Source organism: Pseudomonas sp. P1_C12 (assembly GCF_056406435.1).
Map to the genome: position 1 here is coordinate 13,593 of NZ_JBFUAE010000026.1, position 19,340 is coordinate 32,932.

Annotated in this window: 17 protein-coding genes and 4 tRNA genes; 6 read left to right on the forward strand and 15 right to left on the reverse strand. The window is 57.7% G+C overall.

Features of this window, described 5'->3' with window-relative positions; all coding sequences use genetic code 11:
* The 3 genes from AC1D19_RS28275 (at position 1) to AC1D19_RS28285 (ending at position 3,750) form a co-directional block, all read left to right on the forward strand.
* Entirely contained in the window at positions 1–1,329 is a 1,329-nt protein-coding gene (locus AC1D19_RS28275) for a TolC family outer membrane protein (protein ID WP_477765327.1), read from the forward strand.
* Between the two features lie 246 nt (positions 1,330–1,575).
* The gene (locus AC1D19_RS28280) at positions 1,576–2,706 is read left to right on the forward strand and encodes a nitrilase-related carbon-nitrogen hydrolase (RefSeq protein WP_477765328.1); all 1,131 of its coding nucleotides are present in this window, start codon (positions 1,576–1,578) and stop codon (positions 2,704–2,706) included.
* Between the two features lie 3 nt (positions 2,707–2,709).
* Positions 2,710–3,750 carry an AraC family transcriptional regulator gene (locus AC1D19_RS28285; protein ID WP_477754734.1) on the forward strand — a complete coding sequence of 347 codons (1,041 nt, stop codon included), beginning with the start codon at positions 2,710–2,712 and terminating at the stop codon, positions 3,748–3,750.
* A gap of 344 nt (positions 3,751–4,094) precedes the next feature.
* Here AC1D19_RS28285 and AC1D19_RS28290 read toward each other — a convergent pair whose 3' ends face one another.
* The 11 genes from AC1D19_RS28290 to AC1D19_RS28340 form a co-directional block, all read right to left on the reverse strand.
* Positions 4,095–4,925, reverse strand: coding sequence for a DUF2242 domain-containing protein (locus AC1D19_RS28290; RefSeq protein ID WP_477765329.1), 831 nt, complete (start codon positions 4,923–4,925; stop codon positions 4,095–4,097).
* 203 nt (positions 4,926–5,128) lie between these two features.
* Positions 5,129–7,000, reverse strand: a complete 1,872-nt coding sequence (locus AC1D19_RS28295) for a SurA N-terminal domain-containing protein (RefSeq protein WP_477765330.1) — start codon at positions 6,998–7,000, stop codon at positions 5,129–5,131.
* Between the two features lie 232 nt (positions 7,001–7,232).
* Positions 7,233–7,505 (reverse strand): HU family DNA-binding protein, encoded by a 273-nt coding sequence (locus AC1D19_RS28300; protein ID WP_002552737.1) that lies wholly within the window; start codon positions 7,503–7,505, stop codon positions 7,233–7,235.
* A gap of 149 nt (positions 7,506–7,654) precedes the next feature.
* The gene (gene lon / locus AC1D19_RS28305) at positions 7,655–10,051 is read right to left on the reverse strand and encodes an endopeptidase La (protein WP_477765331.1); all 2,397 of its coding nucleotides are present in this window, start codon (positions 10,049–10,051) and stop codon (positions 7,655–7,657) included.
* Between the two features lie 160 nt (positions 10,052–10,211).
* A complete protein-coding gene (gene clpX / locus AC1D19_RS28310) occupies positions 10,212–11,495 on the reverse strand; it encodes an ATP-dependent Clp protease ATP-binding subunit ClpX (RefSeq protein WP_007982210.1) in 1,284 nt (427 codons plus the stop codon).
* 112 nt (positions 11,496–11,607) lie between these two features.
* Positions 11,608–12,243 (reverse strand): ATP-dependent Clp endopeptidase proteolytic subunit ClpP, encoded by a 636-nt coding sequence (clpP, locus tag AC1D19_RS28315; RefSeq protein ID WP_477754843.1) that lies wholly within the window; start codon positions 12,241–12,243, stop codon positions 11,608–11,610.
* Positions 12,244–12,336: 93 nt separating this feature from the next.
* Positions 12,337–13,647 carry a trigger factor gene (gene tig / locus AC1D19_RS28320; protein WP_477754842.1) on the reverse strand — a complete coding sequence of 437 codons (1,311 nt, stop codon included), beginning with the start codon at positions 13,645–13,647 and terminating at the stop codon, positions 12,337–12,339.
* A gap of 384 nt (positions 13,648–14,031) precedes the next feature.
* Positions 14,032–14,107 (reverse strand) — tRNA-His (locus tag AC1D19_RS28325).
* A gap of 77 nt (positions 14,108–14,184) precedes the next feature.
* Positions 14,185–14,269 (reverse strand) — tRNA-Leu (locus AC1D19_RS28330).
* A 56-nt stretch (positions 14,270–14,325) separates the two neighbouring features.
* A tRNA-His gene (locus AC1D19_RS28335) sits at positions 14,326–14,401 on the reverse strand.
* 32 nt (positions 14,402–14,433) lie between these two features.
* Positions 14,434–14,510, reverse strand: a tRNA-Arg gene (locus tag AC1D19_RS28340).
* Between the two features lie 274 nt (positions 14,511–14,784).
* On the opposite strand from AC1D19_RS28340, the gene folD reads away from it, so the two are divergent.
* Positions 14,785–15,639: a bifunctional methylenetetrahydrofolate dehydrogenase/methenyltetrahydrofolate cyclohydrolase FolD gene (gene folD, locus AC1D19_RS28345; protein WP_046043051.1), complete on the forward strand. Its 855-nt coding sequence runs from the start codon at positions 14,785–14,787 to the stop codon at positions 15,637–15,639.
* Between the two features lie 239 nt (positions 15,640–15,878).
* Positions 15,879–16,817, forward strand: coding sequence for a D-alanyl-D-alanine endopeptidase (pbpG, locus tag AC1D19_RS28350; RefSeq protein WP_477765332.1), 939 nt, complete (start codon positions 15,879–15,881; stop codon positions 16,815–16,817).
* Between the two features lie 58 nt (positions 16,818–16,875).
* Here the strand turns inward: pbpG and AC1D19_RS28355 are convergent, their stop codons facing one another.
* From AC1D19_RS28355 to AC1D19_RS28365, 3 genes are all read right to left on the reverse strand, one after another.
* Positions 16,876–17,091, reverse strand: a complete 216-nt coding sequence (locus AC1D19_RS28355) for a hypothetical protein (protein ID WP_477754840.1) — start codon at positions 17,089–17,091, stop codon at positions 16,876–16,878.
* A gap of 17 nt (positions 17,092–17,108) precedes the next feature.
* Entirely contained in the window at positions 17,109–17,315 is a 207-nt protein-coding gene (locus tag AC1D19_RS28360; RefSeq protein ID WP_477754839.1) for a DUF6021 family protein, read from the reverse strand.
* A gap of 95 nt (positions 17,316–17,410) precedes the next feature.
* On the reverse strand, positions 17,411–18,145 hold the full coding sequence (locus AC1D19_RS28365) for a peptidase C39 family protein (RefSeq protein WP_477765333.1): 735 nt from the start codon (positions 18,143–18,145) through the stop codon (positions 17,411–17,413).
* Between the two features lie 179 nt (positions 18,146–18,324).
* On the opposite strand from AC1D19_RS28365, the gene AC1D19_RS28370 reads away from it, so the two are divergent.
* Positions 18,325–18,492, forward strand: a complete 168-nt coding sequence (locus tag AC1D19_RS28370; RefSeq protein WP_477754837.1) for a hypothetical protein — start codon at positions 18,325–18,327, stop codon at positions 18,490–18,492.
* A gap of 79 nt (positions 18,493–18,571) precedes the next feature.
* On the opposite strand, the gene AC1D19_RS28375 is transcribed toward AC1D19_RS28370, so the two are convergent.
* The gene (locus AC1D19_RS28375) at positions 18,572–19,321 is read right to left on the reverse strand and encodes a TerC family protein (RefSeq protein ID WP_477754836.1); all 750 of its coding nucleotides are present in this window, start codon (positions 19,319–19,321) and stop codon (positions 18,572–18,574) included.
* Between the last annotated feature and the right edge of the window lie 19 nt (positions 19,322–19,340).

The window sequence follows — 19,340 nt, forward strand, 5'->3', positions numbered from 1 at the left end:
ATGGAACGTCGTTGCCTGCTCTTCTGCCTGCTGGGGCTGTCCCTGCCGGCTGGTGCCATGGACCTCAAGCAAGCCTGGGATCTGTTGCAGTTCCAGGGCCCTATTTACCAAGCCTCCGTGCATGAAAAAGAGGCTGGCGAGGAAAACCGCGCCATCGGCAAGGCCGGCCTGCTACCGCAGATCAATGCCTCGGGTTACCACAACAAGGTCAATGGCTCCCAAAGCCAGAGCGGCATCGACAGAGATCTCCATTACGACTCAAAGGGCGCTAACGTGCGCCTGCGCCAACCGCTGTTCAACAAACAGAAGATGGCCGAATACCGCCAGGGTCAGCAGCGTGCCGACTACAGCAACGCGGTGTTCGATGCCAAGACCCAGGACGCCGCGGTGCGCTTGTCCGAAAGCTATTTCGATGTGCTCCTGGCCAGCGAAACCATCGTCTTGGCCAAGTCCAAGCTGACCGCCTTCGAAGAGCAACTCGCTTCGGCGAAGCGGCGCATGGAGCTGGGGGCCGGCACCGTCACCGACATCGACGAGTCGACCGCTCGCCGCGACCTCGCCGAAGCCGAGCTGATCGAAGCGCAGGACAACCTGATCAACGCGCGCCGCAAGCTCGAGGAATATATCGGTGAAACCCCCGAGTCAGTGACCACCTTGCGCCCGAGCTTCGATACACCACCGCTGCTACCGAGCAGCCTGCAGGACTGGTTGGTCAAAGCCCAGACCGATAGCCCGCTGATTCATGCGCGCCGTTATAGCAGCGACCTCGCAGCAGAAGAAGTGAAGCGTGCCAGCGCCGGCCATTGGCCAACACTGGATTTCATTGCCGGCTACACCGCGGGTGAGAGCCAGTCACTCTCCGAGTTGAATCAACGCAACCACTACGGCTCGATCGGGCTGGAAGTCAATATCCCACTGTACAGCGGTGGCGGCGTCAGCGCGTTGACACGCCAGGCCAGTGCCAATAGCGATAAGGCCGTGGACGAACTCGACGCCGCGCGACAGGAAGTCATCACCGAAACCACCCGTGAGTATCAAGGCATTCTGAGCGGCGCCAAACGTATTCGCGCGCTGGAGAAGGCAGTGGAGTCCAACGAACGCTCACTGGCATCGTCACGCAAGGGCTTCAAAGAGGGCGGCACCAGCACCAACTCGGACGTCCTCAATGCCGAAGAGCTGCTCTTCGTTGCGCGCCACGATCTGTTCGAAGCCAAGGTGCGCTATTTGATGTCGCGCCTGCGCCTGGCCTCATCGGTGGGCAGCCTGGGTGACGACGATATCAACCAGATCAACGACTACCTCGGCCCGGAACTGCTGGTCACCAAATAACGCTAACCTGCCGGCCGGTCGAGCCAAATGATGGCTGACCGGCGTTCCCCTCCTCGATCCCCACCCCGTCAAATCAGCTCTCATTTAACCCGGTCCTTCGTTGTGGCATCTCGGCGCAGGACGGCAGCCGTTAGCGAAAAAAACGTCAACGCTGAAATTTGCCCACTAAGCCCTTGATTCCCTTTATGCTCGATTCAGTTCCTATTGAAAAGCCACGCCCGGCTCCAGGCTGTAAACTGTTTCCCCATGCGCAAACTTTTGTACCTGACATTTTCCATGGCGTTGCTCGCCGCCCTCACGACCTACGCGATGTGGGCCGCGGACCGGCCGGTGGGTCATTACCTTTCGGACCTGCGGATCAACCTGGCTGTCGACCAGGGCACGCCTGCGGACCGTGGCAATCTGTTGGGCGTCCAGCCCGAACTGTTTCCTACCGACTATCAAAGCCCCGAGCGCTTGCACCGCAAGCTCGCGGCCTATCTGCAAGCAGCCCGGGACCAGGGTTTGTTGAACGGCAAGACCGTCGTGGTGTTGCCGGAACACGTCGGTACATGGCTGATGGTCAGTGGCGAGAAGGATGAGTTGTATCAGGCCAGCACCCTCAAGGAGGCCATGAACTGGCTGGCGGTGAGCAATCCCCTGAAGTTCGCCAAGGCGTTGATCAGCGCCGAGGGTGGCAACCGCCTGGACGATGCCCACCTGCGCATGAAAGCCAAGGCGATGGCCAGAGACTACCAGGCATTGTTCGGAGGGCTGGCCAGGGAATTCCACGTGACGCTGGTGGCGGGCTCCATCGTGCTGCCCGAACCGAGCATCATCGACGGCACCTTGAAAATCGGCCGCGGCGCGCTGTACAACAGCAGCGTGGTGTTCAACAGCGAAGGCCTGCCGATCGGCCAGCCCCAGCGCCAGATGCACCCGTTCTTCGCAGAACAGAACGGGATCAAGGCGAACGGCGAGCACTCGCTCAGCGTCGTTGATACCCCTGCAGGTAGGCTGGGCGTATTGATCGGCCACGACAGCTGGTACCCGGAAAACTACCTCAAGCTCAACGACCAAAGCGTACAGCTGGTTGCAGTACCAGCCTTTGTGGCCGGCCGTGGCACTTGGGATCAACCGTGGCGCGGCTACAGGGGTTCGCCGGAGCCGGCATCAGTCAACTTGAAGCCTGGAGAAGTCAGTGAAGGCCAGGCCTGGCAGCGCCTGACCCTCACGACCCAGATACCGGCCAGTCAGGCTGTCGCTGGCATGAGTGTGTTCCTGCGGGGTCAGTTCTGGGATCAGGGCAGCGCCGGGCACAGTTTTCTCAGCAGTAACGGCCAGCACTTTGCCGACGGCAACGCCCAGGGTGCGCGTTTGCTGAACCTCTGGTTGTAAGCCATGAAACCGCAGCCGATGCGCCTCGGCGATCTGTCGGTGGGCTTTGTTCATAGCCTGGCCGATGCCGTGCGCAGTCATGGCGTCGATCCGCAGCCACTGCTCGATCAATACGGCCTCGATGCAGCACGCCTGAGCGAAGCCGGTGCCCGACTGTCGATACCGCGCTACATGCGCCTGGGCCACAGCGCCATTCAACTGACCGACAACCCGGCCCTTGGCTTGCGCATGGGTCAGCTCAGTCGCCTGAGCCAGATCGGCCTCGCAGGGGTCACCGCCGCCCAGGCGCCGACCGTACGTGAAGCCGCGCGCTGCCTGATCCGGTTCGAAGCCTTGTATGGTTCGAATTATCGGGGTCAATCAAGCTTTCACGAAGACGCCCAGGGCGCCTGGCTGCGTTTCTATTCGATCAGCCCCTATAACGCCTACAACCGCTTCGTGGTGGATTCGATCATCGCCGGCTGGTTGCAGCAACTGTCCAGTGTCAGCCCTGCCCCGCTGCGTGCCGAACGCATCGAGATCGAATTCGAAGAGCCCGGTTACCGCGCGGCCTATGACGTTTTAGGTGACTGTCCGATTCAGTTTGGCGGCGAGCGCAATCAACTGCGCTTGAGCCTGGTAAGTCTCGCCCAGCGCAACCCCGAGCATTGCCCGAGCACCTGGAGGCATTTGCTGCAACTGTGTGAGCGGGAACTGGAACAACTGACACGCACCCGCAGCCTGCGTGAGCGCATCATCGCGCTGCTGGGACCGTTGCTCAGTGGTGGCCGGGAGCCTGACCTCCAAGAGGTGGCGGCACGCCTGAAGTTGCCCACCTGGACCTTGCGCCGCAAGCTCGCCGATGAAGGCACACAATTTCGTGCGATTCTCAACGACACCCGTCGCGACCTGGCCATGACCTACATACGCGACACCGAACTGGCGTTCGGAGAGATCGCCTACCTGCTGGGTTTTGCCTCAGCCGAAGCGTTTCAACGCGCATTCAAACGCTGGAACGGGCAGACACCCGGCGAATTTCGCCGCAGCCATCGCCAATCCGCCTGATGCCTACAACTCGGTAGCGTCTTCCGCCGGCTCCAGTGGGTCGAGTTCGAAAGCCTGGTACTCGAGCAGTTCTTCTTGATAATCGTCCATTTTTGAATCCCCCAACCCGTATTGAAAAACGTCTGAATAAATGACCCATTCCATGAGCATAAAGTGCCCGCGTGAAAGAAAAATGACGCGGATACGACACTCTGTCGCCACTGAATAGAACGTAGCAGTTGGTCAGGAATTTATCATTGGTTTTTTTCGCGGGAGACCGCAGAACAGCGGACTTGCTTGATGCGGGTCAATCTTTTGGCTGGTCACAGGATCGGGTCATTTGATCCGACCCTGTGGGGTCACCCTCACTGGCCGGAGACAGGCATCGCCGGAATGGGTTCGCTCGGCGGCGGCAAGTCACTCGGGTTCGACGGTGGCGTGACGATTTCCGGGGACGGTGCCGGCACTACACTCCCGGTCGGCGTGATCGGCGTCACTTCAGGAGGCGGGGCAACCGGCTCGGAGGCCGCAGGCGCCGCTTCAACGGGTACAGGTGCAGGGGCAGCTGCAGCAGGCTGTGTAGCGGGTACCGCTGCCGGTGCAGCCTTGGCTTCAGGCATGCCCAGGTCTGTTTTCGGCTTTTCGGTGATGTGCGCAGCCTTTTTCGCTTCCGGCGGCAGGAACAGCTCGACCAGTGCGAAGAAACGCTCGTAGAACTTGGCGGACGATACGGTTTCGCTGGCGACCTTGACCATCGAGTCATCAGAGGAGCCGATCGGCATCGACACCGAGCCCAACACACCCACACCGAGACTGGCGGAGTTGTTGGTTTTCTTCAGTGCGTAACGATCCTGCAGGGCGTTGGCGAATACGGTCGCGTGGTGCCCTTCGCTGCCGTCATCGGTACAGACCACACTGAAGCTGATCTCCATGTGGTTCTCGCCGGTCTGCTGGAAGCTCTTGTGACCGCTGACCAGCTTCGAATCGTTGCTGGTGATAATGTAACCCTGGCTGAGCAAGGCACGACGGGCGGCTTCACAGCTCTGCGCATCGGTTACCGGATAGTTGCGGGAAAAGGTTCCGGAATCGTCGAAGTTCTCATGCTCGTAGATGGCGGCCTTGTTCGATGAACAACCGGCCGCAGCGGCAAGCATGGCTGCCAGCCCGACAACCCGCATGGGAAGTGATTTAAACATTGAACATCCTGAGGAAAACGGTTCGGGGCATATTGTGCAACAGATCGATGCTTAGCGGAGCATCGATCGTGTCTTAAAACGGTTACAGGCTGATTGACCCCGGTTTTACGGAAAAGTCACCGCAGCAAATGACGTACGGCCAAATAAAAAGACCCCGGCCTTTCGGCCGGGGTCTCCTGTGCAGCGCTAAACCTGGTCAGCCATCAGTAACGCTTGATGTCCGCCTGGCTTTCCAGCTGCTTGCGATAAGCCGCAAAGTCTTGCTGGCCGATGCGGGAAGCGAGGTAGCGACGATACTGTGCTTTCTCGTCCTCGGTCGGCGCCGCTGCTTCGTTCACGCCATTGAGGCGCACGATCATCAGACTGCCATCAGCCAGCGTCACGCTGGTGAAGGTCGGCTTGTCCTTGGCCGCAGGCTTGGCCATGCGGAACAGCGCTTGCAGCACCGCAGGGTCAACACCTTCCTGAGCGCGGGTCGCCGCTTCGGTGACTTTCCAGGCCTGGCCACCTATCGCCTGATCCAGCGGGGTCTTGCCATCGCGCAGGCTGGCAATCAAGGCTTCAGCCCTGGTCTTGGCATCGGCGCTGGCGTGCTCCTTGGCCAATTGCACACGGATCGCGGCAGAAACGCTTTCCAGCGGCAATTGCGAAGGCTTCAGGTGCTCCTTGGCACGCAACACGACCACGGTTTCCGGATCGAGCTCGATGGCGGTGCTGTTCGCCCCCTCATCCAGCACTTCCGGGCTGAACGCAGCAGTGATTACGGCACGGTTGGCCGCAATACCCTCACCGCCTTCACGACCGAATGGCTTGGACGTCTGGACGGTCAGTTTCAGGTCCTGCGCTGGCTGAGCCAGATCGGACGATTCGAACGAGGCGTCTTCCAATTGCTTGCTCGCCTCAACGAAACGCTGCTCGACCTGCTGGGTTTTCAGACCACGGGTCAGCTTGTCTTTCAGACTGGCGAACGTTGGCACTTCTGGAGCTTCCACGCCCAACAGCTTGATCAGGTGGAAACCGAAGTCGGTACGAACCGGCCCCGAGACCTGGTCCTGGCCCAACGAATACAGGGCTTTTTCGAACGCTGGGTCGTAGACGCCAGGACCGGCATAACCCAGGTCACCACCGTTGTTCGCCGAACCTGGATCCTGGGAGAACTCCTTGGCCAGCGCCTCGAATTTCTCACCCTTGGCCAGACGGGCCTGAATTTCCTCGATCTTCGCCTTGGCTTGCGCCTCGGTGGTCTTGTCGTTCACTTCAATCAGAATGTGCGCAGCCCGACGTTGCTCGGACAGGTTCGCGATTTCTTTCTGATAGGCCGCTTGCAGGTCTTCGTCGTTGACGCTGACCTGGTCGAAGAAGGAAGCCTTCTTCAGCTCGAGGTAATCGATGACCACCTGATCCGGCGTCATGAATTCCTTGGCGTGTTCGTCGTAATAAGCCTTGACCTCATCGTCGGTCAGCTTCACAGCCGACAGGTCGGCCTTGATGTTCAGGGAGGCGAAATCGCGGGTCTGTTTTTCCAGACGGGCAAACGCCAGCACCTGTGCATCGGTCACGAAACCGCTACCTGCCAGGCCGGCACGCAGCTGACCAATCAGCATTTCCTGGGCCAGCATCTGGCGGAATTGCATGCGGCTATAGCCGAGTTGGCGAATCACCTGGTCGAAACGCTCGGTGCTGAACTTGCCATCAACCTGAAACTCTGGTGTTTGCAGGATGACCTGATCAAGCGCCGCTTCGGAGAAAGCGAATTTTGAGTTTTCTGCGCCTTGCAGCAGCAGTTTGCGATCGATCAGGCCCTTGAGCGCCGATTCGCGCAACATTTTTTCATCCAGCAAGGATGCATCGAAATCCTTGCCCAGCTGTTGCATGAGCTGACGGCGTTGCATATCGACCGCCTGGCTCAGCTCGTTCTGGCTGATTTCATCGCCATTGACCTTGGCCGCATCATTACTGTGCGACGTGGCCTTGAAAATGGCGTCGAAACCGGTCAAAGCCATCAGAACAACGATGACCCCGATAATAGTCTTGGCAATCCAGCCTTGTGAATTGTCCCTGATATTCTGCAGCATGCGTCCCCCAGAAACGGTTGAACTTCAAAATTAGGCAACCGTGGAGCGTGGGTAGAGTCCGGATAGAAGAAAGGCGCATCCGAGGATGCGCCTTCTCGTAACTGGCGGAGCGGATCGAGGGCTCGAACTGGCGACCCTCGGTGTCTTGAACCGGCGACCTGCAGTCAGGACTGCCGCTCCGCTGCCAAGTCAGGCATGACCCGACCCGGATGGGTAAAAACCTGAATCGAACTTAGTTGACAGCTTCTTTCAGTGCTTTGCCGGCTTTGAAACCTGGTTTTTTGGCGGCTGCGATTTCCAGCGTCTTACCGGTCTGTGGGTTACGACCAATGCGAGCTGGACGATCAGTTACGGAGAAAGTACCGAAACCAACCAGAACAACAGAGTCGCCAGCCTTGAGAGCGCCAGTGACGGATTCGATTACAGCGTCCAGCGCACGGCCAGCAGCAGCTTTCGGGATATCAGCGGATGCAGCGATAGCATCAATCAGTTCCGACTTGTTCACTCTAAGTCCCCTTATATCTATTTGAGTATGATTCTAAGTTTTTTTGGTGAAAGCAAAAACGAGTGCTGAATGGCCTACAGACACTTAAGAGCCGCTTTATAACAAGGGCTCTAAAAAGCTGTCAAGAAAGCCCCCCAGGCAAATACGTACTAATGCGTGCTAATTCTTTCCTTAGAATCTGCGTCGCGTTTCTCATCCTTCGCGACTATCTCCGGAGCCACATCCGGCAAGGGCTCCGGCGCGTATTGCAGCGCAATTTGCAGGACCTCGTCAATCCATTTAACCGGTTTAATCTGTAGATCCTGCTTGATATTGTCCGGAATCTCTTTGAGATCGCGCACATTTTCTTCAGGAATGATCACGGTCTTGATTCCGCCACGATGGGCAGCCAGCAGTTTTTCTTTCAAGCCGCCAATGGCCAGTACCTGGCCACGCAAAGTGATTTCGCCGGTCATGGCGACATCTGCGCGAACCGGAATACCGGTCAAGGCCGAAACAAGGGCCGTGCACATGCCCACACCGGCGCTAGGACCGTCTTTCGGCGTTGCCCCTTCCGGCATATGGATGTGCGTATCGCGCTTCTCATGGAAGTCCAGGGGAATGCCCAGGCTCTTCGCCCGGCTGCGAACAACGGTCAAGGCTGCGGTGATCGACTCGACCATCACGTCACCCAGGGAACCGGTCTTGATCAACTGGCCCTTGCCCGGCACGACAGCCGCTTCGATGGTCAGCAATTCGCCGCCCACTTGAGTCCACGCCAGTCCGGTCACCTGACCGATCTGATCCTGCTGCTCGGCCAGGCCGTAGCGGAATTTGCGCACGCCCAGGAAGTGCTCCAGCATGTCTGCGGTCACCTTCACCGAGAAGCGTTTTTCCAGCGCGTGCTCCTTGACGGCCTTGCGGCAAACCTTGGCAATCTGACGCTCCAGCCCACGCACACCGGCTTCACGGGTGTAGTAGCGGATGATGTCGCGGATCGCTTCTGCGTCAAACTCCAGCTCGCCTTTCTTCAAGCCGTTGGCCGTGATCTGCTTTGGCGAAAGATATTTGACCGCGATGTTGATCTTCTCGTCTTCGGTGTAGCCCGGCAGACGGATCACTTCCATCCGGTCCAGCAACGCCGGCGGGATGTTCATCGAGTTCGAGGTGCACAGGAACATCACATCGGACAAGTCGTAGTCGACTTCCAGATAGTGATCGTTGAAGTTGTGGTTCTGCTCGGGATCGAGCACTTCCAGCAACGCTGATGCCGGATCGCCACGCATATCGCTGCCCATTTTGTCGATTTCATCGAGCAGGAACAGCGGATTGCGGACACCCACTTTTGTCATCTTTTGAATCAATCTTCCTGGCATCGAACCGATGTAAGTACGGCGATGGCCACGAATTTCCGCTTCATCACGCACGCCACCGAGGGCCATGCGTACGAATTTGCGGTTGGTGGCGTGAGCAATCGACTCCGCCAGGGACGTTTTACCCACCCCGGGAGGACCGACCAGGCACAACACCGGACCACGAATTTTCTTCACGCGTTTTTGCACGGCGAGGTATTCGAGGATGCGCTCTTTGACTTCTTCCAGGCCATAGTGGTCGGCATCCAGAATGTCTTCTGCACGCGCCAGATCCAGGCGCACTTTGCTCTGGGCCTTCCACGGCACCTGAACCAGCCAGTCGATGTACGAACGCACCACGGTCGCTTCCGCGGACATTGGCGACATTTGCTTGAGCTTGTTCAGTTCGGCCGTGGCCTTGGCCAGCGCGTCTTTTGGCAGGCCGGCGGCATCGATACGCTTTTTCAGCTCTTCGACTTCGTTGTGACCTTCATCGCTGTCGCCGAGCTCTTTCTGAATGGCCTTCATCTGCTCATTCAGGTAGTACTCGCGCTGACTGCGCTCCATTTGTTTTTTGACGCGACCGCGAATGCGTTTTTCGACTTGCAGCAGATCGATCTCGGCATCCAGCAACGCCAGAACGTGCTCGACCCGGGCCGACAAATCGATGATTTCGAGGATTTCCTGCTTCTGTTCGATCTTCAGGGCCATGTGCGCGGCCATGGTATCCACCAGGCGGCCTGGCTCATCGATGCTGTTGAGCGATGACAGGACTTCAGCCGGGACTTTCTTGCCCAACTGCACATATTGCTCGAACTGGGATAGCAGACTGCGTACGAATACTTCCGACTCGCGCTCTGGCGCGTCGACTTCGTCGATCAGGGAGACTTCGGCACGGCAGTGGCCGTCCACTTCGCTGAAGCGCTCAACGGCGCCCCGCTGCTCACCCTCGACCAGAACCTTGACCGTACCGTCAGGCAGCTTCAGCAGCTGCAGAACGGTGGCAATTGTACCTACGCGATACAGGGCATCTTCACCGGGATCGTCATCAGCCGGGTTTTTCTGGGCCAGCAGAAGAATCTGCTTGTCACCCGTCATCGCAGCCTCGAGGGCTTCGATGGATTTCTCGCGTCCCACGAACAGCGGGATAACCATGTGCGGATAAACCACGACATCACGCAATGGCAGGAGAGGCAATTCGATGGTTGTCTTCATGATTTCGCCTCTACGGCGGCCGTAAGGCCGGAAACAGATGGAAGTAAGCTTGAAACCAAGATGGGGGCAGCCTTCAAAAAAAACAAGCACAAAGACTGTGTAAAACGCGCAAAAAGCAAAGGGGCCCGAAGGCCCCTTCTTTATACCGGCTGCGTGACGCTTAAGCGTCTGGCGCGGCCTTGGCGGTCGGCTCACTGTTTTCGTAGATATACAGTGGCTTGGACTTGCCTTCTATCACGCTTTCATCGATCACTACTTTGCTCACCTCCGATTGCGAGGGGATTTCATACATAGTGTCGAGCAATACACCTTCGAGAATCGAACGCAGGCCACGGGCACCGGTTTTACGCTCCAGGGCACGCTTGGCGACCGATTTCAGTGCGTCGGAACGGAATTCCAGATCAACGCCTTCCATCTCGAACAGCTTGGCATACTGCTTGGTCAGAGCATTTTTCGGCTCGGTGAGAATCTGCATCAATGCAGCCTCGTCAAGCTCGTCCAGCGTGGCAAGTACCGGCAGACGACCGACGAATTCCGGGATCAGACCGAACTTGACCAGATCGTCAGGCTCGACTTCACGCAGGGACTCACCGACTTTCTTGCCTTCTTCCTTGCTGCGCACTTCTGCATTGAAGCCGATGCCGCCCTTGGTGGAACGGTTTTGAATAACCTTTTCCAGACCAGAGAACGCACCACCGCAAATGAACAGGATGTTACGGGTGTCGACCTGAAGGAATTCCTGCTGCGGATGCTTACGACCACCTTGAGGTGGAACGGAAGCGACCGTACCTTCGATCAACTTGAGCAAGGCCTGCTGCACGCCTTCACCGGATACGTCCCGGGTGATCGACGGGTTGTCAGACTTGCGCGAAATCTTGTCGATTTCATCGATGTAGACAATACCCATCTGGGCTTTTTCCACGTCGTAATCGCATTTCTGCAGCAGCTTCTGAATGATGTTCTCGACATCTTCACCCACGTAACCCGCCTCGGTGAGGGTGGTTGCATCAGCGATGGTGAACGGAACGTTCAGCAAGCGGGCCAGTGTTTCGGCAAGCAGGGTTTTACCCGAGCCTGTCGGGCCGATCAGCAGGATGTTGCTCTTGCCGAGTTCGACGTCGTCATTCTTTTTGTCACGCTGATTCAGGCGCTTGTAGTGGTTGTACACCGCTACGGCCAGAACCTTTTTCGCACGCTCCTGACCAATCACATACTGATCAAGGATGCCGCTGATTTCTTTAGGCGAAGGCAATTTATGCGCGCTGCTTTCGGCCTGTGCTTCCTGCACCTCCTCGCGGATGATGTCATTGCACAGGTCGACGCACTCGTCGCAGATAAAGACCGAGGGGCCGGCAATCAATTTGCGTACTTCATGCTGGCTTTTGCCACAGAAGGAGCAATAGAGCAGCTTGCCGTTGTCCTCGCCGTTGCGGGTGTCAGTCATTCGTTCGATCCAAATCCGATAGGCTTGCAACACAAGATGAAGGCTATTGCGGGCTTTTTCAAGCCCGCTGGTGATCGGACCCGCCGACCAGCCCTATTTTGAGCTGCTTATTTCAAGCAGGGCGCTGGGTGATCACTTCATCGATCAACCCGTACTCACGCGCGGCTTCTGCACTCATGAAATTGTCGCGGTTGGTATCGCGCTCGATTTCTTCAAGAGTGCGCCCGCTATGCAGGGCCATCAGCGTGTTGAGACGCTCACGAATAAAGAGGATTTCCTTGGCATGGATTTCGATATCCGATGCCTGGCCCTGGAAACCGCCCAGTGGCTGGTGAATCATCACACGCGAGTTTGGCAGGCAGTAACGCTTGCCAGGGGCACCAGCCGTCAGCAGGAACGCGCCCATGCTGCACGCCTGACCGATACAGGTGGTTGCCACGTTGGGCTTGATGAACTGCATGGTGTCGTAGATCGACATGCCTGCCGTCACCGAACCGCCCGGGGAGTTGATGTAGAGATGGATGTCCTTGTCCGGATTTTCCGCTTCAAGGAACAGCAGTTGCGCACAGATCAGGTTGGCCATGTAGTCCTCTACCGGGCCAACCAGAAAGATCACTCGCTCCTTGAGCAAGCGCGAGTAGATGTCGTAGGCGCGCTCGCCACGAGCGGACTGCTCGACAACCATCGGGACCAGGCCGCCTGCGGCCTGGATATCAGAGTTCTGCTGAATATACGAATTACGGAACATGCTCTGCAGTCACTCCCAAATAGTTATGTCTTGAATACGCATAAGCCAGCACGAAGGCTGGCTTATGGTGTTTGCTTCTTACCGCAAAAGTGATCAGTCGGCTTGTGGTGCTTCTACCGGCTTGACCGCTTCTTCGTAAGAGACCGATTTGTCGGTCACGCTAGCTTTCTGCAGAACAGTATCCACAACTTGCTCTTCCAGCACAACCGAACGAACTTCGTTCAGTTGCTGGTCGTTTTTGTAGTACCAGGACACAACCTGCTCAGGCTCCTGGTAGGCCGAAGCCATTTCCTGAATCATCTCGCGAACGCGGGTTTCGTCAGGCTTCAGGTCGAATTGCTTGACCACTTCAGCCACGATCAGGCCCAGCACTACGCGGCGCTTGGCTTGCTCTTCGAACAGCTCGGCCGGCAGTTGGTCAGGCTTGATGTTGCCGCCGAACTGCTGGACAGCCTGCACACGCAGACGGTCAACTTCGTTGGACAGCAGAGCCTTTGGCACTTCGATCGGGTTGGTGGCCAGCAGACCGTCCATTACCTGATTCTTGACCTTGGATTTGATCGCCTGACGCAGCTCGCGCTCCATGTTCTTGCGAACTTCGGCACGGAAGCCATCCAGACCGGTTTCCTTGATGCCGAATTGAGCGAAGAATTCTTCGGTCAGTTCTGGCAGCTTTGGCTCGGAAACGGTGTTGACGGTCACGGTGAACTCGGCGGTTTTGCCAGCCAGGTCCAGGTTCTGATAGTCCTCTGGGAAAGTCAGGTTCAGAACGCGTTCTTCACCGGCTTTAGCGCCAACCAGGCCATCTTCGAAACCAGGGATCATGCGGCCGGAACCCAGAACCAGCTGAGTACCCTTGGCGGAACCGCCAGCGAACACTTCACCGTCGACTTTGCCGACGAAATCAATGTTCAGCTGATCTTCGTTCTGGGCAGCGCGATCGGCCACTTCGAAACGGGTGTTCTGCTTGCGCAGGACTTCCAGCATTTTGTCCAGATCGGCATCAGCCACGTCAGCGCTCAGGCGCTCGACGGTGATACCTTCGAAACCGGCAACGGTGAACTCAGGGAACACTTCGAATACGGCAACGTATTCCAGGTCCTTGCCCGCTTCCAGGGACTTAGGCTCGATCGAAGGCTGGCCAGCCGGGTTCAGCTTCTGCTCAACCACCGCTTCGTAGAAGGAAGACTGGATCACGTCGCCTACAGCTTCCTGGCGAGCGTCGGCACCGAAACGGCGCTTGATTTCGCTCATTGGCACTTTGCCTGGACGGAAGCCAGCAATCTTGGCCTTTTGGGCGGTCTGCTGCAGACGCTTGTTGACCTGGCTCTCGATGCGCTCAGCCGGCACGGTGACGCTCATGCGGCGCTCAAGAGCAGTAGTATTTTCAACAGAAACTTGCATGGATATTCCTCGTTGCACAGACGTTAGCCGGCCGTTTCCGACCCCAGAATCAAGGGCATGCATTCTAGTGGGTCAAACTCAAGAAGTCACCCTACTGAAAACGGGTAAAAACGCAGCAGGCAATTTATAGGTGCGAATGCACGAATGCACCTCGCCCCGATGGCAAATACAATCAATCACGCCAGGGCTCTGCGCCGACCTTTCTATATAGAAGAGGTCGCCAATCACTTCCCTGACAGCCGATCTCGCAAGCAAGGCCGGCGGACAGGACGGCATCATCGAGAAACATAAATACGACGAAACGCCCCGCCCCTGCAGCCCGGAACCTGCGGCCATTGAAACAAAAAAGGCGCCAGACTTTTCAATCTGGCGCCTTTCAAAATATGGGGTGGACGATGGGGATCGAACCCACGACAACGGGAGTCACAATCCCGTGCTCTACCAACTGAGCTACGCCCACCATATTGCCTGTTAAAGAAGCCAAACAACTTCTTTATCAAGCTCCAGCCAGGCCAACAGCCTGATTGAAGCTTTATTTGGTGCGGATGAAGAGACTCGAACTCTTACGCCTCGCGGCGCTGGAACCTAAATCCAGTGTGTCTACCAATTCCACCACATCCGCGGATGAAGTCTTTAAAGCAAAGGCGCCAGACTGTTAATCTGGCGCCTTTCGAAATATGGGGTGGACGATGGGGATCGAACCCACGACAACGGGAGTCACAATCCCGTGCTCTACCAACTGAGCTACGCCCACCATATCGCGTTACTTGTGCCAAAGCTGCCTAATGGCGCACCCGGCAGGACTCGAACCTGCGACCATCCGCTTAGAAGGCGGATGCTCTATCCAGCTGAGCTACGGGCGCCTTGTTAGCTGTACCCTTGGAGGACTACAAACTAAGTGCTTTCCAGTCTCGCAGAATCGTAATCCTGCTCAACCTTCTTAACCAGTGCTAGGCTGTGCCCGACAAGTGCGACGAATAGTATAGAGCCCCCCGAAGGTCGTCAAATCATTTTTAAAAAAAATTCATTTAATTAAAGGAGTTAGGGGAATTTGCAGACCAAGCGCCTTTGCCCTCACCGCATGACATGCGAGAATGCGTTCTCTTTTTTTCCCCTCTCGATGGTTAATCACGCGCAATGACTGCACAACTTATCGACGGCAAATCGATCGCCGCCAGCCTGCGCCAGCAGATCGCCCAACGTGTCACCGAGCGTCGCCAGCAAGGCCTGCGCACGCCCGGCCTTGCGGTGATCCTGGTCGGCAGCGATCCTGCCTCTCAGGTTTATGTCTCGCACAAGCGTAAAGACTGCGAAGAGGTCGGCTTTCTATCCCAAGCCTATGACCTGCCTTCCGAAACCACTCAAGAAGCGCTGACCGAGCTGATCGATCGCCTGAACGACGATCCTGCAATCGACGGCGTTCTGCTTCAGCTTCCGCTTCCCGAACACCTCGACGCCTCCAGACTGCTGGAGCGCATTCGTCCGGATAAAGACGTCGACGGTTTCCATCCTTATAACGTCGGTCGCTTGGCCCAGCGTATCCCTCTGCTGCGCCCATGCACTCCCAAAGGCATCATGACCCTGCTGGAAAGCACCGGTGTCGACCTTTACGGGATGGATGCCGTGGTTGTTGGCGCGTCCAATATCGTTGGCCGCCCGATGGCCATGGAATTGTTGCTGGCCGGTTGCACCGTGACGGTCACCCACCGTTTTACCAAGGACCTTGCCGGCCATGTCGGCCGTGCGGACCTGGTCGTCGTGGCCGCTGGCAAGCCGGGCCTGGTCAAGGGTGAATGGATCAAGGAAGGCGCGATCGTGATCGATGTCGGCATCAACCGTCAGGACGATGGCAAGCTGGTCGGTGACGTGATCTACGAAACCGCCCTGCCCCGCGCCGGCTGGATTACTCCGGTACCGGGCGGCGTAGGCCCGATGACTCGTGCCTGCCTGCTGGAGAACACCCTGTACGCTGCTGAAACCCTGCACAGCTGAGTTTCAACGCGGACGCTGACAGCGAGTCAAAGAACCCCGCCCCCGGCGGGGTTCTTTTTGCCTGCGAAAAAACCTCGACCGCCCGCCGGAAAATGACATTTTTTTCATGCTTCTCAGGACTTTCACCTGTTACTTGAACAACCATCGACAGTTATTCAGCCATACTCCAGAATGTCGCGCTTTTCAGGAAACAGCCCGTTACAAAACGGCTTATCAACACCCTTTATGAGTCTGCCAGCGTGAAAATCCGTCTTTCCATCCTGAGCCTATTTTTTGCAGTTACAGGGACTTTCCTCACGCCAATCGCCAGTGCTGACGAGACCACCGCAGCGCCGCGAGATACGAAGACACTCAAGCTCGCTTCCGGCAGCTCCTTGCTGCTGGACATGCAGACCAACAAAGTCATCTATGCCAGCAATCCTGACGTGGTAGTGCCGATCGCTTCCGTCAGCAAGTTGATGACTGGCCTGGTCGTGGTTGAATCCCGACAGAACATGGACGAATACATCGACGTCAACATCAGCGACACACCGGAAATGAAAGGCGTGTTCTCCCGGGTCAAACTCCGGAGCGAACTGCCGCGCCGGGAAATGCTGCTGATTGCCCTGATGTCCTCGGAAAACCGCGCCGCGGCGACTCTGGCGCACCACTATCCGGGCGGCTATGCCGCGTTCATTGCTGCAATGAACGCCAAGGCCCGGGCACTGGGCATGACCAACACGCATTTCGTCGAGCCGACCGGTCTCTCCCCGCGCAACGTATCGACCGCTCGCGACCTGAGCAAGCTGTTGATCGCCGCGCACAAGTACCCGCTTCTGACCGAGCTGAGCACGACCAAGGAAAAAACCGTCTCGTTCCGTAAACCCAACTACAGCCTGGGCTTTCGCAACACCGACCATTTGGTCCGCAAGCCGGACTGGGACATCCAGCTGACGAAAACCGGTTTCACCAACGAAGCCGGTCACTGCCTGGTGCTGGTGACCCGAATGGGTAACCGCCCGGTGGCCTTGGTGATTCTTGACGCCTATGGCAAGTACACCCATTTTGCCGATGCCACGCGCATGCGTAATTGGGTAGAGAGCGGAAGGAGCGCGGACGTGCCTTCCGTAGCCTTGCAGTACAAGGCAGACAAGAACCTCAAGCATCGGCAGAGCGGTGTGGTTGAAGCGTCGAAGTAACCTTGCTGCAAACGCATGAAAAAGCCCCGAACATTCGGGGCTTTTTTTCGTCGCGAAGTTAGTCGTTAGGCAGTGGCATCTGGTCGTCATCCGGGATGCCGTCGCCGGTACTTGGATCTCTCCAACCCTTTGGTTTTTCAGTAGGCACCACCGTTGGCCTCGCCAATGGATCTCTCAACGGGCTGTCGGGATCCATCACCGGATCGGTGCTTTGCTCGGGGGTTGTGGGAACAGCCTCTGGACGCTTGTCGTCGAAACTGGAGTCGGTAGACATACGCACCTCCATTGGACCTAGGGTTTCAGATTTGCCAGTGGATCGTAGGGCTTGGCCGGGGCCTTGGGATTATCCCCCGGTTTCACATCCCTCGGTGCCTTGGCGGGCCCGATGGGGTCGACCTGTGGATCGGCAAGGTCCGGAGAATCGGGATCGAAGCCCAGCTCATTGCCAGACGAATGCTCAGACGAGTGCGGACCGACGGGCGTTGTGGAATGAGCCATGGGCGCCTCCTGATCTCGGCCCGGGATATTATTCCGGGCCCTTAAGGATCAGAGGCTGGCGACGGGCGAAGGTGCCCGGCGGGTGACCAACGGACTTACTGGCTGGCCAAGGCTTTTTTTGCCCTGGCGGCGGCCTGTTCCTGACCGGCCTGAGCCAGATCGCTGGCGGCCTTGAGCCAACGCTGCTGATCGACCTGGGCCGGGATTTGCGTCGGATTCTGGATCAGCACGGCCCAACCGCCGGCGTCCTTGAACGCCGACTCGAAGGAGCTGAAGCTCATCAGTTCGCGGTGATTCATCCCGGCCCGCAGCAGGACCGTCTGCTTCTGGCGGTTGTAGCCGGCCAGAATGGCGTATCGCGGTTCGGCCCACATGGCCGAGCCTTCAGTAAAGCGCACCATCACCGGATAACCGGCGGCGACTTGCGTCAACAAGGCCGGCAGGTTGCTGTCGAGGGGATAGACCACCATCCCGTACTCGCGGGCCAGGCTCTGCATGTTCTGTTGCAACTGGGCTTCGGCCCCCGGCAAATGCAAGGGTTTGTCGAGTAACCCCGGGGTAATCACGATGCCCTGCTGGGACAGCATGCTGGCCAGCACCTGCGGTCCGCTTTGATACGCATCGCCTCGGTAGAATCGGCCGCTGAGCTCGACACGCTCCGGCAAACGCTTGATCTCGGGCGCAACGCTACCGGCACAGCCCACCAGGCTTGCCACGCAACCAGCTATGAGCATGGTCGACAAAATTCGAGAAAATACCCGCACCATCATCTCTCTCTTGTTCAGGTTCAGACGCCAGGCAATCCCATTCCCGGCTTGGCCGTCGATCATAGGGCGCCGCGCCGCTACGGTATAGCTCTAAACGGTAGTCGCGTGCATTCGATAGAGCGAACTGGTTGGTGACTGCCGACTTTCGCTCAATAGCCTGAAATACAGCAACGGCTAGACTGTTCCCTGAAGGGACGACAGCGAAGCGCGTGTGCCCACAGCAGGGCAAAGAGGAGGCAAAGATGAGCCTGACCATGATCATTGTGATGTTGATTGGCGGTTGGCTGGCGGTAGCCGCCGCCATGCTGTGGGGCGTGCTGCGCATTACTCGCCGCCACCATCACCCTGTTCAGCCAGCACCTGCACCGCAAGCGGACAAAACGCGGAGCCAACACGCCAACGCTCACTGACAAACACCTTTACCCGAGACCAACAAAAACGGCCGCCTGCACTCCTTGGAGTTCAGGCGGCCGCTTCTTTCAGCGACGGTCAGGCTTCAGTGGCTACGCGCTTCTGCCTGGCCCGGCGGGACATCATGTTCAACGCCTCGATCGAAGCCGAGAATGCCATGGCCGCATAGACGTAGCCTTTCGGTACATGGGCGCCAAAGCCTTCGGCGATCAGCGTCATGCCGATCATGATCAGGAAGCCCAGGGCCAGCATCACCACCGTCGGGTTGTCGTTAATGAACTTGGCCAGCGGATCCGCCGCCAGCAACATCACCAAGACCGACACCACCACCGCGATGACCATGATCGGCAAATGCTCGGTCATGCCGACAGCGGTAATGATGCTGTCGATGGAGAACACCATGTCCAGCATCAGGATCTGACCGATCGCGGCAGCGAAACCCAGGGTCACGGTCGAGGTCGCCGACTTCGGATCTTCCGGTGCCGGGTCCATGCTGTGATGGATCTCGGTGGTTGCCTTCCACAACAGGAACAGGCCACCGGCAATCAGGATCATGTCTTTCCAGGAAAACGCGTGGCCGAGAATCTCGATCACCGGCGCAGTCAACTGCACGATGAACGCGATGGTGCTCAGCAAGCCCAGGCGCAGGATCAATGCCATGCCGATACCGATGCGTCGTGCCCGCTGTCGATTGTGCAAGGGCAGCTTGTTGGTCAGGATCGAGATGAAGATCAGGTTATCGATGCCAAGCACGATCTCCATCACAATCAGGGTAGCGAGGGCGACCCAGGCGGTGGGGCTGGCGGCAAGTTGTAAAAGGTAGTCCATGGGTCAGTCCTGACTCGTT